General features: G+C 62.6%; 11 protein-coding genes. All 11 read right to left on the bottom strand.

Annotation, left to right across the window (positions count from 1 at the left end; all coding sequences use genetic code 11):
- Nucleotide 1: 1 nt before the first annotated feature.
- Entirely contained in the window at nucleotides 2–1,633 is a 1,632-nt protein-coding gene (gene ftsW / locus CRD15_RS00955; protein WP_187401684.1) for a putative lipid II flippase FtsW, read from the bottom strand.
- Between the two features lie 26 nt (nucleotides 1,634–1,659).
- Nucleotides 1,660–3,171 (bottom strand): UDP-N-acetylmuramoyl-L-alanine--D-glutamate ligase, encoded by a 1,512-nt coding sequence (gene murD, locus CRD15_RS00950; protein WP_187401683.1) that lies wholly within the window; start codon nucleotides 3,169–3,171, stop codon nucleotides 1,660–1,662.
- An 89-nt stretch (nucleotides 3,172–3,260) separates the two neighbouring features.
- The gene (mraY, locus tag CRD15_RS00945; protein ID WP_187401682.1) at nucleotides 3,261–4,361 is read right to left on the bottom strand and encodes a phospho-N-acetylmuramoyl-pentapeptide-transferase; all 1,101 of its coding nucleotides are present in this window, start codon (nucleotides 4,359–4,361) and stop codon (nucleotides 3,261–3,263) included.
- A 7-nt stretch (nucleotides 4,362–4,368) separates the two neighbouring features.
- Nucleotides 4,369–5,883 carry a UDP-N-acetylmuramoyl-tripeptide--D-alanyl-D-alanine ligase gene (murF, locus tag CRD15_RS00940; protein ID WP_034972087.1) on the bottom strand — a complete coding sequence of 505 codons (1,515 nt, stop codon included), beginning with the start codon at nucleotides 5,881–5,883 and terminating at the stop codon, nucleotides 4,369–4,371.
- Nucleotides 5,880–7,475: a UDP-N-acetylmuramoyl-L-alanyl-D-glutamate--2,6-diaminopimelate ligase gene (locus tag CRD15_RS00935; protein ID WP_034980655.1), complete on the bottom strand. Its 1,596-nt coding sequence runs from the start codon at nucleotides 7,473–7,475 to the stop codon at nucleotides 5,880–5,882. Before CRD15_RS00935 ends, murF begins: the two co-directional genes overlap by 4 nt.
- Nucleotides 7,472–9,364, bottom strand: coding sequence for a penicillin-binding protein 2 (locus tag CRD15_RS00930; RefSeq protein ID WP_034970140.1), 1,893 nt, complete (start codon nucleotides 9,362–9,364; stop codon nucleotides 7,472–7,474). The genes CRD15_RS00935 and CRD15_RS00930 overlap by 4 nt, the downstream gene beginning before the upstream one ends.
- A 124-nt stretch (nucleotides 9,365–9,488) precedes the next feature.
- A complete protein-coding gene (locus CRD15_RS00925; protein ID WP_187401681.1) occupies nucleotides 9,489–10,433 on the bottom strand; it encodes a hypothetical protein in 945 nt (314 codons plus the stop codon).
- Between the two features lie 67 nt (nucleotides 10,434–10,500).
- Nucleotides 10,501–11,550, bottom strand: coding sequence for a 16S rRNA (cytosine(1402)-N(4))-methyltransferase RsmH (rsmH, locus tag CRD15_RS00920; RefSeq protein ID WP_255463665.1), 1,050 nt, complete (start codon nucleotides 11,548–11,550; stop codon nucleotides 10,501–10,503).
- 256 nt (nucleotides 11,551–11,806) lie between these two features.
- Nucleotides 11,807–12,238, bottom strand: a complete 432-nt coding sequence (mraZ, locus tag CRD15_RS00915; protein ID WP_034970161.1) for a division/cell wall cluster transcriptional repressor MraZ — start codon at nucleotides 12,236–12,238, stop codon at nucleotides 11,807–11,809.
- Nucleotides 12,239–12,736: 498 nt separating this feature from the next.
- Nucleotides 12,737–13,147, bottom strand: a complete 411-nt coding sequence (locus CRD15_RS00910) for a DUF3040 domain-containing protein (protein WP_034970164.1) — start codon at nucleotides 13,145–13,147, stop codon at nucleotides 12,737–12,739.
- 154 nt (nucleotides 13,148–13,301) lie between these two features.
- Nucleotides 13,302–13,745: an SAV_6107 family HEPN domain-containing protein gene (locus CRD15_RS00905; RefSeq protein WP_255463664.1), complete on the bottom strand. Its 444-nt coding sequence runs from the start codon at nucleotides 13,743–13,745 to the stop codon at nucleotides 13,302–13,304.
- Nucleotides 13,746–13,802 lie beyond the last annotated feature (57 nt).

The following is a 13,802-nucleotide window of genomic DNA, read 5'->3' as shown; positions in this document are numbered from 1 at the left end:
GCTAGCGCCTCCTGTGTCGATCGTCGATAGTTCTGCGGGTTTTGCGGGCTCGTCTCTGCCCCGCATCGTCCGCCCGCTGACGGCTCCGCGGGATGGGCTTGGGCGTTGCCGTCGGGGGAAGATTCTGCCTTCGTACCCCATCGTAGCCACGCAGGCGCGACTCGCCGCCGACCCGGCGGATAGACTCCTCCACCCGGTCGCGTTCGCGGCGCACGTCTTGGCTGCCCCGGCTACCTCCCGGCTGTGGTCGGGTCACCGGCGTGCCATAGCTATAGGCGGTCTCGCGCCGCTGCGTACGGCGCTGCTCGCCTGCCTTGTAGCCCTGCGGTTCCGGCAGCAACAGAATGCGGTCGATCAATGGGCGACCTTCGTGTTGCATCGAGGACACTGTCTCCGGCTCATTGCGCGCACAGTTGCACAACAGCCCCATGGAAAGCAGGGTGATGATTGCCGAGGAACCACCGGCGGAGATGAGGGGCAGCTGAATACCCGTCACCGGCAGCAGGCCCACGACGTAGCCCATGTTGAAGAACGCCTGAACGGAGATACCGATCGTCAGGGTGGCCGCCAACAGCCGCAGGAATGGATCCGCCTGGGCCATCGCAGTGCGAATGCCGAACCAGCCAAGCATGCCGAAAAGGATTACGACGAATACGGCGCCGAACATGCCCAGCTCTTCGCCAACGATGGCGAAGATAAAGTCGTTCTTCGCCTCGGGAAGGTAGAACCACTTCGCGCGGGACTGCCCCAGCCCTGCGCCGAACAGCCCACCATCGGACAGGGAAAGGATGCCCTGGTGCGACTGGTAAGCCGCGCCCTGGGTAGTGGTTTCACCGAAGTTCAGAGTCAGGGCGTCTTTCCACGTCGTAATGCGGGCACCACGGAAGCTTGCCTGCGTAATCGCAAAAGCGCCAAACAGACCGACCACAGCCAGCAGCGCGAAGAAAACCCTACGATCCACGCCGGCGAAAAACATCAGCGCGGCGACAACGATGCCGACGGAGAACATCATGCCCAGGTCCTTCTGGGCCATCACGAGGATCAGAATCACGGCGCTGACGGCGATGAATGCGCCGAGCCCGGTGTTGAGCCTCTGCGTGGCTCGCGCGCGGTAGGACACTGTCGCAGCGCCCCACACGGCCAGGGCCATCTTTGCCACCTCGGAAGGCTGCACACCGATCGGGCCGATGCGGATCCACGAGTTCGAGCCAACCTCATCCGCACCGACACCCACGCCGGGGATCAGTACCGCGAGCAGCATTCCCACGGCGATCACCAACAGCCACGGGGAGTACTTCCTAATTGTCTGCGGCCGCATTCGCAGTGCGAACCACATGACAATCAAGCCGATGAACACCACAACGGCTTGCTTGATGAACTCGCTGAACACGCTCGCGCCGTTGGCGTAGGAGGTCACCATGGACGACGACAGAACCATCACCAGTCCAAGTCCGGTGAGGCACACCGTAACGCCCAGCAGAACCTTGTAGTTCAGCTGTGGGGTGGCCAATTGTGCAGTGAACTTGCGTTGCAGCGAGCCCAATCCCCGCTCGTCCCGCTCCTCGGTCGTCTGGGGCTCCTTTGCCCCGGGAATGCTCTGTCGTCGTTTCGAACTGGATTCCGGTAAAGCCATGATGTTTCCGTTACCCCCTTTCCTCTTTAGGCATCGGATTCGGCTTCAGCATATGCCACCGCATACTGGGCGAATAGGTCGCCACGCTGGCTCATGCCGGTGTACATGTCTAGCGATGCCGCCGCGGGCGCTAGAACCACACTATCGCCCGGTTCTGCCAGCTCATGGGCGGCGCGCGCGACGGCACGCATCGCTTCTTCTGGATCGGTGGCGTCAATAACAGTGACCGGAAGATCGGGCAGCTGGCGCGACACCTCCGCGACGAGCTCCGCCCGATCCACGCCGAGGGCCACCACTGCCTTCAGACCACCGCCGATCGCGCGGATCAGCCCATCGACCGCCGCGCCCTTCAATTGCCCGCCGGCCACCCAGATCACGTTGCGTTGGCCGCGCAGGGCGGCCTCTGCGGCGTGCGGGTTCGTTGCCTTGGAGTTGTCGATCCAGGTCACACCACCGTGGTCCAGCACCACCTGCCCTCGGTGCGCTTGCACTTGGAATCCGGCCAGCGCACTGGCAATCGCTTCGGGAGCCACGCCCAGCGCCCGGGCCATCGCCGCACTCGCTGCGGCATCGGCCAGGCCCGCCGGTCCGGGTGGGCTAATCCCCTGCGCCGGAGCCAGGTCCACAATCTGGTTCGGTTCGCCGTCGCTGCCGTAGATGACCTCGACCAGTCGCCCATCGCGCACGCCGGTGGCGCGCTCAAGGGTCGTTGTTGTTTTTTCTAGTGACGCCACCTCCTCCGGATCGTGAATCGTGTAGGCACTGCGCGCTGCCACGTGGCGGGCGCGTGCGGTGGCCAGCACGTCGGCGTCATCCACAGCCAGGACAGGCCACTCGGCGGTCAAGGCCTGCGCCTTGTCGGCACAGTAGTTTTCGTAGCTCCCGTGCCAATCCAAGTGATCCTCGGCGAGGTTCAGAATGCAGCCGACAGAGGGTGCAAACATGGGCGCCCAGTGCAGCTGGAAGCTGGAGACCTCCGCGACGAAAATGTCCGCGCGGGGTTCGCCACGGTGCTGTGCCGCCAGGGCTGCCGAGGGGGCGATACCGATGTTCCCGACCGCCAAGGCTGAGCGTCCGTCGGCCACCAGCATGGAGGTCAGCATGGCGGTGGTCGTGGTCTTTCCGTTCGTGCCGGTGATGGCCAGCCAGGTACGGGGCTCGCCGAAGACTCCGGCTTGGTCGGCCAGCCAGGCCGCGGCGATGTCGCCGATCACGGGGATATCCAGCTCGGCGGCGCGGACCAGCAGCGGTGACTCTGGCTTCCAACCGGGAGAGGTAATGACCAACTGGGGTGCCAAGTGGCCGAGGCTATCGACGGCATCAGCGACCCCCAGCAGGCGCAGCTCGGTCTCGCCGCCGTCGGCGATGTGGCTCAGAGCCTGGGTATTGTCGTCGGCCACCACGACCGTGCGGGCGCCCAGGGCGCACAGCATGGAGATCACGCCCCGTCCGGCCACGCCTGCACCCGCGACCAGAACTGTCTGGGTACGCATGGTGTGTAGGGCGTCTGTGGGCTGGAGTGCGTGTGTGGCTTCCACGGCTTTAGGTCCTTAGGTAGAGCAATTCGGGTGGTTCAATTGTGTGAGTTCGGGTCTCGTTCATTCGAGGGGAAGACCGCCAGCCATCGCTACCAGCTAGCGCTGCTGAGCCATTCGGTATAGAACAGTCCCAGACCGGACATTGCGGCAACGCCGGCGAGCAGCCAGAAGCGAATAACGACAGTCGTTTCCGCCCAGCCCTTGTTCTCGAAGTGGTGGTGGATTGGCGCCATGCGGAACACGCGCTTGCCGGTGGTCTTAAAGGAGACCACCTGGATGACGACGGAAGCTGCCTCGATGACGAAGATGATTCCGATCAGGATCATCAGCAGCTCGGTCTGAGTCGTGATGGACAAGCCCGCCACCAGGCCGCCGAGGGCCAAGGAACCGGTATCACCCATGAAGATCTTCGCCGGGGCCGCGTTCCACCACAGGAAGCCTAGGCAGGCGCCCAGGCCAGCAGACGCCAACATGGACAGGTCCAGCGGATCGCGGACGACGTAGCACGCGGCCTCGGCGCTGACGGAGCAAGAATTACGGAACTGCCAGAAAGTGATCAGCACGTAGGCACCCATGACCAGGGCGGTCACTCCACCGGCAAGGCCATCCAAGCCGTCGGTCAAGTTCACCGCGTTCGACCATGCGGAAATCACCAGGTAGATGAACACCAGGAAGATGATCGTGCCGATGACGGCCGGCCCGATGGCGATGTCGAAGGTGGCCATGTCGCGGATTGCCGACAGGTGGGTGGAACCCGGGGTAAGGCCACGGGAATTCGGGAATTGCAGGATCAGCAGGCCGAAAATGATTGCGGTGGCCAGCTGGCCGACCAGCTTCGCCTTCGCATTGAGGCCCAAGTTCCGGCCTTTAACCAGCTTGATGTAGTCGTCGGCAAAGCCCAGGCCGCCCAGGGCCAGTGTCAGCCCCAGCACCAGCCAGCCGCTCACGCCCGGCCCTGCGCCGGTGGTCATCAGCCCCACCAACACGGCCACCAGGTAGCCGAAGACAATTCCGGCGAGCACAGCGATGCCGCCCATTGTCGGGGTGCCGCGCTTCTTAAAGTGCGACTTCGGCCCTTCCTCACGAATCTCCTGGCCCAAGCCCTCGGCGGAGAACCAGCGGATCAGTACCGGTGTCAGCCCAATGGACACGACAAAGGCAACCGCACCCGCGATAAAGATTTGCAACATGGGTCTTTTAAACTCCTTGGTCCTCGCCGATCAGCAGCCCCTCTGCCACGGCCCATAGCCCGTCCGAATACGATGCCTTGATCAGCACCACATCCTGCGGGTTCAAACTCATATCCAGATAGTTCACGGCACCGTCAATGTTCTCGACGATGTGCGTATCCACGCCGCTTTCCCGGGCCTCGGTGGCCAACGCGTGCTGGTTCACCCCGTTGCCCACGATCACCGCGTGGTCAATCCGCCGCTGTGCCAGCACCCGACCGAGCTCCTCGTGTTCCTCGCTCGCGTCCTCGCCCAGCTCACCCATCTGTCCCAGCACTGCCCAGCTTTCGGCGCCACGGCGCCCCTTGGCGGTGTACGCCAGGGCATCGATTCCCGCGCGCATCGATTCCGGGTTGGCGTTGTAGGAATCGTTGATGATGGTCACCCCATCGGAAGCGCGGGTGCGCACGTCCATGCGGTTCACGCTGGCGGCGACGTGAGAACTCAGCGAGGCCGCCACCGTGGCGGCGTCAATACCCAACTCGATCCCGACCGCCGCGGCGGCGAGGGCGTTGGATACCTGGTGGGCACCAAACACCGACAGCTCCACCCGCACCGGTTCGCCCTTCGGGTGGTGCAGCATAAAGCTCGCACGGGCGACGGCATCCAGCTGAATATCGCTGGCGTAGTAGTCCGCCGGCACGCCAGCGGCACCCGTCGCGCCTTCAGTGGAGAAGCGCACGACGCGGGCGGAGGTGCGCTTGTCCATCGCCGCGACCTTATCGTCGTCAGCATTCAGAACAGCCAGGCCACCGTCGGCAGCCTGCGGCAGCGCCTCAACCAGCTCGCCCTTCGCCTGAGCGATGGCCTGGCGGGAGCCGAACTCCCCCAGGTGCGCACTACCGACATTCAGCACCACGCCCACCCGCGGCGGGGTGACGGTCGTCAGGTGCTGGATGTGGCCGACCCCGCGGGCAGACATTTCGCTGACCAGGAAGCGGGTATCGCGGCCGGCGCGCAGCGCGGTGTACGGCAGGCCGATCTCGTTGTTGAAGCTACCCGGGGGCGCCACGGTCTCCCCTGCCTCCCGCAGCACGGCGCCGATCAGGTCCTTCGTGGAGGTCTTTCCGGCCGAACCGGTCACACCGATGACCGCCATGCCCTCTTCGGCGGCTAGTACGTCGGTGTTGTAGCGCGCCAGCTTGTCGACGGCGGCCAGCACTGCGGCACCGTGGCCTTCCGCATCGAACTCGAAGGCCGTCGCGTTGGAGGTCTGCTCGTTGGTCAGCACTGGCTCCGCTAGCAGGGCGGGCTGGTCGACCTTTCGGCCCACTACCAGCAGGGCGGCACCGTTCTGCAGTGCGGAGTCGGCGAAGTCGTGGCCGTCAGCGCGGGCTCCGGGCAGGGCCATGAAGATCGAGCCCGGGGTGATCTTGCGCGAGTCGAACTCTACCGGGCCGGTCACCACGGTCTGCGGGTTCGCCCCGTTAATCAGCGCCCCGCCCGTCACCTCGGCGATCTGTGCGTTCGTTAGTTCAATCATCGCTGCTCACTGCCTTCATGGTTTCTTCCTGCCGCGACCTGCTTCTGCAACGCTGCCGCCATTACCTCTACATCGTCGAATGGGTGCATGGTGCCGGCCACGAGCTGGCCTTTCTCATGCCCCTTGCCCGCCACCACGATCGCGTCGCCAGGCTGGGCCCAGTTCACCGCCGCGGCGATGGCCTGCGCTCGGTCTGGCACGATCTCGCACACGGTGTCTGGGTCTTGTTGTTCTTTCTTTGTGACGCCCTCACGCGCCCCCGCGTAAATGGCCTCCCTGATCGTTGCAGGGTCCTCGTCACGGGGGTTGTCATCCGTCACGAACACGGCATCGGCCAGTTCACCGGCGATCCGTCCCATGATCGGGCGTTTGTCGTGGTCTCGGTTGCCACCGGCGCCCAGTACGATGCCGATGCGGGAGTTCGGATCCGGGAGGTAATCGTGCAGGCTGCTCAGTACCGCCTGGACGGCTCCCGGCTTGTGCGCGTAGTCGACCATGGCCAGGAAGTCCTGGCCTTCCTCGACCAGCTGCATACGGCCGGGAACCTGCACGTCGGCAAGCGCCTTGACCGCCGGGCTGTCGGCACCCAGGACTTCGCCGGTAACGGCTTCGATGCATGCCAGGGCGACCAGGCTGTTCGCCTGGTTGAACGCTCCGGCCATGCCGATGCTGTAGTCGAGTTCCCGCGGGGCAGCACCCCCGGCGATCGTCAGCCGAATGTGCTGGCGGCCGCTGGGCGTGACCTCGGTGGAAGCAATGGACCACGTCGGCGCGTCTCCTGGTTCCTCGCTTCCCTGCGGGTACAGCGCCACGGTCGGCGAGTATTCCCGCGCGATATCGCGCATCCGAACACCCCATTCGTCCTCGCAGCAGATCACTGCCGTGCCCGGCTGCTGGCCGTCTTCAGCACGTTCGAACAGCAGCGCCTTGGCCTGGAAGTAGTCCTCCATCGTCGGGTGAAAGTCCAGGTGGTCTTGGCTCAAGTTCGTAAAAGCCGCCACGTCGAAGTGGATCCCGCGCACGCGCCCGAGCTCCAGCGCGTGGCTGGAGACCTCCATCACCAGATGCGTCGCACCCTCGGCCACCATACGTGCGAGCAAAGCCTGCAGCGTGGGGGCCTCCGGGGTGGTCAGGGACGTCGGAATCGGGTTACCGTTAATACGGGTACCGGTGGTGCCGATAAGCCCCACCTTCTTCCCGGAATCCAGCAGCGCCTTTTCCACCAGGTAGCTGGTAGTGGTCTTGCCCGATGTGCCGGTGATGCCGATGGTCTTTAGCTGGCGTGCCGGGTGGCCGTAGATCTCTGCAGCCACCGGCCCCATCCATTCGCGAACGTCGTCGACGACGATGCACGGTAGCGGCGTAGGGGCGTCATCAATAATGCGCTGTCCTGCGGCATCAGTAAGTACCGCAGCAGCCTGGCTATCCGCAGCGAAGGTCGCACCGTGTGCCTTCGCGCCGGGAACAGCGCAGAACAAGCCGCCGGGCTCTACGTCCTGGGACCCGATCGCGGCCATGGAAACCTCCACGCCCTGCCACGGGCCGGTGAGGGTTCCCCCGCAGATCTCGGCTAGACGTTCCAAAGATGTCATCTGTTTGCCTCCAGCATCAGCTTCGGCCCTGCCTTCTCAGACAGCGGCACATTGTAATGGTCCAGCATCCACGACATGATGTCGTGGAACAGAGGCGCCGCCGTGCCGCCCGCACCACCATCCGTGCCGCGCTGCGGGTTATCCAGCATGATCCCCACCACGAAGCGTGGCTTATCGGAAGGGGCGATACCTGCAAAGGTAATCCAATACGAGGAGTTTGAATAGGCGCCTGTGTTCGGGTCGATCTGCTGCGCGGTACCCGTCTTGCCGGAGACTTGGTAGCCCTTGATCGCCGCCGGGGCGCCAGTTCCCTGCTGCACGCCTGTCTCGTCCGACTGGGTCACAGCCCGGAACATGTCCACCGTGGTGCGGGCGGTTTCGGGAGATACGACCTGAGTTTCCTTCGCCGGCTCCGCCCCTAGCTCTGTGCCGTCGGCGCTGGTGATCTTTTTGATCAGCCGTGGCTCTACGCGCACGCCGTCGTTCGCCAGGGCCTGGTAGATGCTGCTCATCTGCAGCAGACTCATGGACATACCCTGGCCAATCGGCAGGTTGGCGAACGTGCCACCAGACCACTGATTGCGCTCCGGCATGTAACCCGCCACCTCGTAGGGCAGGCCGACGCCCGCAGCCTGGCCAATGCCAAACTTGCGGAAGTAGTCGTACATCTTGTCCTCACCTACGCGCTGAGCGAGCATCAGGGTGCCAACGTTAGAGGACTTACCGAACACACCAGTGGTGGTGTACGGAACCTCGCCGTGGTCCCACGCATCCTTCACGGTCACGCCAGCCATGTCGATGGTGCCGGGTACCTTCAGGACTTCGTCGGGGGTGGTCTTGCCCTCCTGGATGGCCGCGGCAGCGGTCATGATCTTGGCCACGGAACCGGGCTCGAAGGAATCAGCCGTTGCGCGGTCGCCGAAAACCTTCTTGCGCTTCAGCTGCTTTTCGATATCCCCGTTCGGGTCGATGGTGTCGCTGGAACCCATGGCGATGATTTCACCAGTCTTGGAATCCAGGACGACGGCAGAGGCGGACTTGGCGCCGGATTTCTCGCGGGCCTGCTGCAGCGCTTGCTGCACATAGGTCTGCGCATCCAGGTCAATGGTCAGCTGGTAGGAATCGCCGTTGACGGCCGGATGCACATCGCGGGTGGATCCCGGGATCAGGTAGCCGTCGCCTGCAATATCCACAGTGCGGGAGCCGTTGATGCCCTGCAGACGAGCATCCTGCGACAGTTCCAGGCCGAACTGTCCCTGGTTATCTGTACTGATCTTGCCAATCATGTTCTGGCCGACGGCGCCATTGGGATATTGGCGCAGGTCTTGGCGCTCGGCAGTGATCTCCGGGAACTCCTCGGCCACTTTCTCGGCAATGTCCGGGTCGACGTTGCGGACCAGCACCTCGTAGTCGTTGTTGCTGGTCAGCTTGTCACGGATATCGTCTTCTTCGATGTCGTCGCCCTCTTTATTGATCATCTCGGGAAGGCGCTTGACGATATCTTCGATGCGCTGCTTGGGCTCCGGCACACCTTCGGGGTCTAGTTCATGACGCTCCTGCATGAACTTCTCGAGCTTCTTCGGGTGCACCGACAGGCTGCGCGCGTCCATGGTGTACGCAAGAGTCTGGCCGTTGCGATCCGTGATTCCTCCGCGCAGAGCGGGCTCGGTAATGACGGAGGTTCGCTGCAGCTGGGCCTGGGTAGCCAGCGTCGGGCTGGCTACCAGTTGCACCCATGCCAGACGCAGAATGAGGGACAGGGACGTCAGGAAAACGACGAGGAGGACAAGGCGAACTCGCTTGCTAAATCGAGCACCGGAGGTATCGAGGATCAACCACGAGTTACCGTCCACCGTCCGCGCGGAACGGCGATCGTTGGCTTTCGACACGTGGTTGTCCTCCTTTCAATTCACTCTTGGCTATTGTCCCCACAAATACGAAAACAAGCCGGGGTTCGCCCCGGCGTGTCTGAAGTTTTCGTTGTGCTCGGGATCCTGACTGGGGCTTGCCGTATTACCTAGCCGGCGCCGGTGCCGGAGGTGCTGCGGGAACCCGAGCGGCTGGAGCCTGTCCAGCCGGTGCCGGAGCTGGGGCTGGTGCCGCCGGCGCTGGAGCCGGAGCAGGTGCAGCACCTGGGCGACCAGCCGGAGCACCGGCCTGACCGCCGGAGTACGGCAGGCCACCGGAGTTCTGTGCATTCCCCGGAGCGCTTGCGTTGACGTCCGGCGCACGGTCACCGGCTACGACCGGGTTATTCGGGTGCAGCCCCTCGACGCGGTTGGTCTTTTCCGGATCACTAGTAGCGCCCCGTCGCTTGGCGTTGCCGTTGACATCCACGACTTCCTTGCCGCCCTCAGCCTCGGCCGGGCGACGCTCCTTAATCTTTCCGCCCTGGTCCTCCAGGATGCCTGCCTGCTTGGGCGACACCATGCCCATCTCGCTAGCTTCCTTCGCAATATTTGCGGAGGACTTCGCGTTAGCTACATCGCGGTTGAGGCTTTCGATCTGGTTTTCCAGGGTGGTGCTACGCTTCTGCGCCTCGGCGATCTGGAAGGACTGCTTCGTCGTCACACCCGACAGGGCCATCACGGAGATCACACCCACGATGAAAACCGCAACCGCGAATACGATACGACGGGTGAGCTGCGGGTTGCCGCGTTCCAGGGCGATAATGCGACGTCCGCGAACCGACACCTGCTGGCGCGAGCCCGTACGGCTACCACCGAAGCGACGGCTGTGGTCGCTGCGACCTATACGTCCAATACGCTCAGTGCTGTCGGTACGGTTCGGACGATCGGCACGCGTGCCGCTCCAGTCGCTGCGGTTGCGGCGAGTGGGCTCGGTCAGCCCCTCGGCAAAACGAGAAGCAGAGCGGGAGGTAGAGCGTTCCGGGCGGGTACCGGTGGCGGCGCGGTCGTTGTGTGGGCGGCGAGTGCGGATGGTGCCTGGTGCGGTCATGTTTTCCTTCCGAAGTTTCGGAGGTCCGGGTTTGTTTCTATCAGTGCGGTGTAGGTGTTTTGCTTAGCTAACTGGGCGTGTCCAGGGGAAATGTTGTTTTCCCTCTGTCGCTGACCCTGCTGAAGGCTCTGACTCTGACGGGGGCTGCGCGGGAGTTTCTTTCGATCTCCGCGTCGCTGGCCTTCTCTGCTCCGCGAGTGCGGAGTTCGAATTCGGCTTCCATGCCAGGGAGCTCCATCGGCAGCCCCGCCGGAGTCTTTGATGTGCTGAGCTGCACTAATGCCTTCTTAACGATCTTGTCTTCCAGCGATTGGTAGCTCATGAACACGCCCATCGCGCCGACGTGCATCCAGCGGGATATTTCCGGAATCAGGTTCTCCAGCGATTCCAGCTCGGCGTTTACTTCGATTCTTAGCGCCTGGAAGGTTCGCTTTGCCGGATGACCACCGGTGCGGCGAGAAGCCGCTGGGATGGTGGCGTAGAGCAATTCGACCAAACGGCCAGAGTTCTCGAACGGCTGCTTGTCGCGTTCGCGCACAACAGCACTAGCGATCTTCCCGGCAAACCTCTCGTCCCCGTAGGTCTTGAGAATGCGTGCGATCTCGCCGTGGCTGTAGGTATTCAGGATCTCCGCTGCAGTCAGCGGGCTGCTGGGATCCATGCGCATATCCAGCGGGGCGTCCACCGCGTAGGCGAAGCCACGTTCCGGCTGGTCCAGCTGCATGGAGGACACCCCGAGGTCGAACAGGAATCCGGAGATCCCGTGTTCCCGCATGCTCTCGGGAAGCACGCCCTGACCCATCAGATCTTCGAGCGCTTCAGTAACTCCGTCGAAGCGGGTCTGGTAGGACACGAAGCGGTCGCCATAGCCAGCCAGCCGCTCGTTCGCCTCCGCCAGCGCATTGGGGTCGCGATCCAATCCGACGACGATTGCGTGGGGAAAGGCGTCCAGAAAAGCTTCGCTGTGACCACCGGCGCCGAGGGTTCCATCGACGATGACGGGGCGCTCGGGCGCGTTATCGCTGTTCACGCCCTGCCCTACCAGTTCGACCATTCGGTCGCGCATGACAGGTACGTGGCCGTGCTGCGCGTCGCTATTCGCTGCGTCCTGCGTCAATGTTTCCCTCCTTTCCAATGGCGTTGCTTCTGGGAATATCCAGGTTTATCTGGGGTGCTATGTAGTTCATGTGTCACATAGATACGTATGTGACTCAAAAGTTAAAAGAGTGCGAACAGGGCCTCACCTGCGTGGGTGCGGGCTTGACATCGGGGAAGTACGTCAAGATTCCGCGTCGTCCACGCAGGTAAGGGCCTGCGCACACTCTGTTGTTCACTTTGAAGTTGTCAGGTTCATTACCGCTGGTCGCTACTTCCTAGAGGAAGGAAGCCAGCACCTCGTCGTCGCCGTCCGAGAAGTCCTCTTCATGCTCCGCGCTGTAGCTCTCCCAGCTCTCGGCGTCCCAGATCTCTATGAAGTCGACGTTGCCGATAACAACGCACTCCTTTTGCAGCCCCGCATAGTTCCTATGCAGTGCCGAGACCGAGATCCTGCCCTGCGAATCCAGCGCTTGCTCGTCAGCACTGGCAGCCAGGTTGCGGACAAACGCACGCGCCTTCGGGTTCGTGCGCGAAGCTTCGGCGGCCTTCTTGGCGCGAACCAGAAACTCCGCTTTGGGATATACAGCCAGGCTGCGATCCTGCCCCTTGACAACCATGAGGCCGTCCGTGAGCTCTTCCCGAAACTTCGCCGGAAGGGTCAAGCGCCCCTTGTCGTCGAGCTTCGGCGTAAAGGTGCCGAAAAACATGTCATCGGCCCCTTTCTTCTGAAGTTCCTCGCGTTCCTTGCTGCCGTACCGTTTTGCGCGCGAGCCGGTTTGTAGCTCCGACCAGCGGTTTCCCTATGAAGTTAGCGATCGTTGGCAGTTTTGCGCTCCAACGATCCCCACTTTACCCCACTTCCCCCCACAAACTCCACAACACGAAGTCTTTTGCATGTCTTTTCTTTATTTTCTTCACAACAGCAACGCTCAGTCCGGCGGTGCCTCGCCTGTTTATCTTAATGACGCCACCGCCTCCCCACCCAACACCCCAGCCATCGCTTAGCCATTCCCCCAGGCAGTAAGCAATTATTCTCCTCTCATTAACACTTACCCGCCCTCCACACCCACCCGTCAACCAACAGAGTGGGGTGAAGTGGGGAAAGAATACGTACAGGTGGTGAATGCGTCCACCATTCGACACAAAGAAAACCACCGCCCCTTGATGCAAGGAACGGTGGTTTGTCCGGTTTTAGTTGTCGTTGGTTATCGCTCGAAGCGGCGACGGAAGCTATCTTCCATCTTGTCGCCTAGACCCCCAGAACCCCTACCTCCGGAAGCTCGCCGAACTGCGCTCTTCGCCGACTTTCCAGACTTGGAGCGCTTGATGGCAGCTGCCTCGTGATCCCCATTCGGCTGAAACGCCAGCAGTCCCCCGCCGAACATAATGAGGAATCCAAGTACGCTCAGCGCCACGAACCACAGCGACAGCTGAGCGGCGGCAATTCCACCAACCATCACCGTCAGCCCCAGAACGATGAGCGCGACGGAACGAATGTTGAAGTTCAACGTCCGGTTATCGCTGGTGGAAGCCTGCTTCGCCAGGCGCGGATCTTCAGCGATCAGCGCCTGCTCGATCTCCGCGAGCATCCTCTGCTCCTGCTCCGATAGAGCCATCGCGACCTCCCATTTCTTTGCGGCTACTTTTGACAACGCTCGGCACTGAGAAATAGTTCCATCCCGCGCGCTTCACCCGCAGTTTCACTTCACCCACCCTACATCAGCCTGCGGTTTTCAAACAACGATTAGGCTCCTCAACGATTAAACAGACCTAAGCAACCTTCGGCAGGTAGTCGACGACACTGCGGGCAACGTCCACCAACTCACAAGCGTCGCGATAGATCGTCCCGCGAGAATCGGGCGCGATCCCCTGGCTAAGCCCCAACCCCGCCCGGCTAGCTACCCGCGCATGCTTTTCAAAGACCTCTGACCACTCGTCCAAATCTGGACGCAGCACCCGGAGCTTCGCCCAGGCACTCCCGCTAGGGCGACGCTTGCGCGATGCCATCTCCCATTCAATCAGCGCCCCGGCGGCTCGCAACCCTGCCCGGTAGGCGTAAACAATTGCCTCCGATTCCCTGAGCTCCGCACGCGAAAGCTCCAACTGGCGCTCCGCATCATCCAAGAAGCCGCGCGGGCTCACGGTGCGCCGCACGCGCCCCATCCGCCCTACCTGCCGTGTTTGATCTACTTGCCGTGCTTGATCTACTTGCATTGGCCTTTCCTTCCTCATTGGGCAGCCCCCTTCTTCGGCCTTGTTGTTTTCAGTCAT

Origin of the sequence: Corynebacterium sp. LK28, assembly GCF_014335105.1 — a bacterium.
GTDB lineage: Bacteria > Actinomycetota > Actinomycetes > Mycobacteriales > Mycobacteriaceae > Corynebacterium > Corynebacterium macclintockiae.
This window is presented reverse-complemented; position numbering and strand designations above follow the sequence as displayed.

What these genes read in the sequence shown, in the direction of transcription:
- CRD15_RS00935 (WP_034980655.1), bottom strand. Translation starts at nt 7,475, where the DNA reads ATGACATCTTTGGAACGTCTAGCCGAGATCTGCGGGGGAACCCTCACC.
- ftsW (WP_187401684.1), bottom strand. Translation starts at nt 1,633, where the DNA reads ATGGCTTTACCGGAATCCAGTTCGAAACGACGACAGAGCATTCCCGGG.
- CRD15_RS00910 (WP_034970164.1), bottom strand. Translation starts at nt 13,147, where the DNA reads ATGGCTCTATCGGAGCAGGAGCAGAGGATGCTCGCGGAGATCGAGCAG.
- mraY (WP_187401682.1), bottom strand. Translation starts at nt 4,361, where the DNA reads ATGTTGCAAATCTTTATCGCGGGTGCGGTTGCCTTTGTCGTGTCCATT.
- CRD15_RS00925 (WP_187401681.1), bottom strand. Translation starts at nt 10,433, where the DNA reads ATGACCGCACCAGGCACCATCCGCACTCGCCGCCCACACAACGACCGC.
- murF (WP_034972087.1), bottom strand. Translation starts at nt 5,883, where the DNA reads ATGATTGAACTAACGAACGCACAGATCGCCGAGGTGACGGGCGGGGCG.
- CRD15_RS00905 (WP_255463664.1), bottom strand. Translation starts at nt 13,745, where the DNA reads ATGCAAGTAGATCAAGCACGGCAAGTAGATCAAACACGGCAGGTAGGG.
- mraZ (WP_034970161.1), bottom strand. Translation starts at nt 12,238, where the DNA reads ATGTTTTTCGGCACCTTTACGCCGAAGCTCGACGACAAGGGGCGCTTG.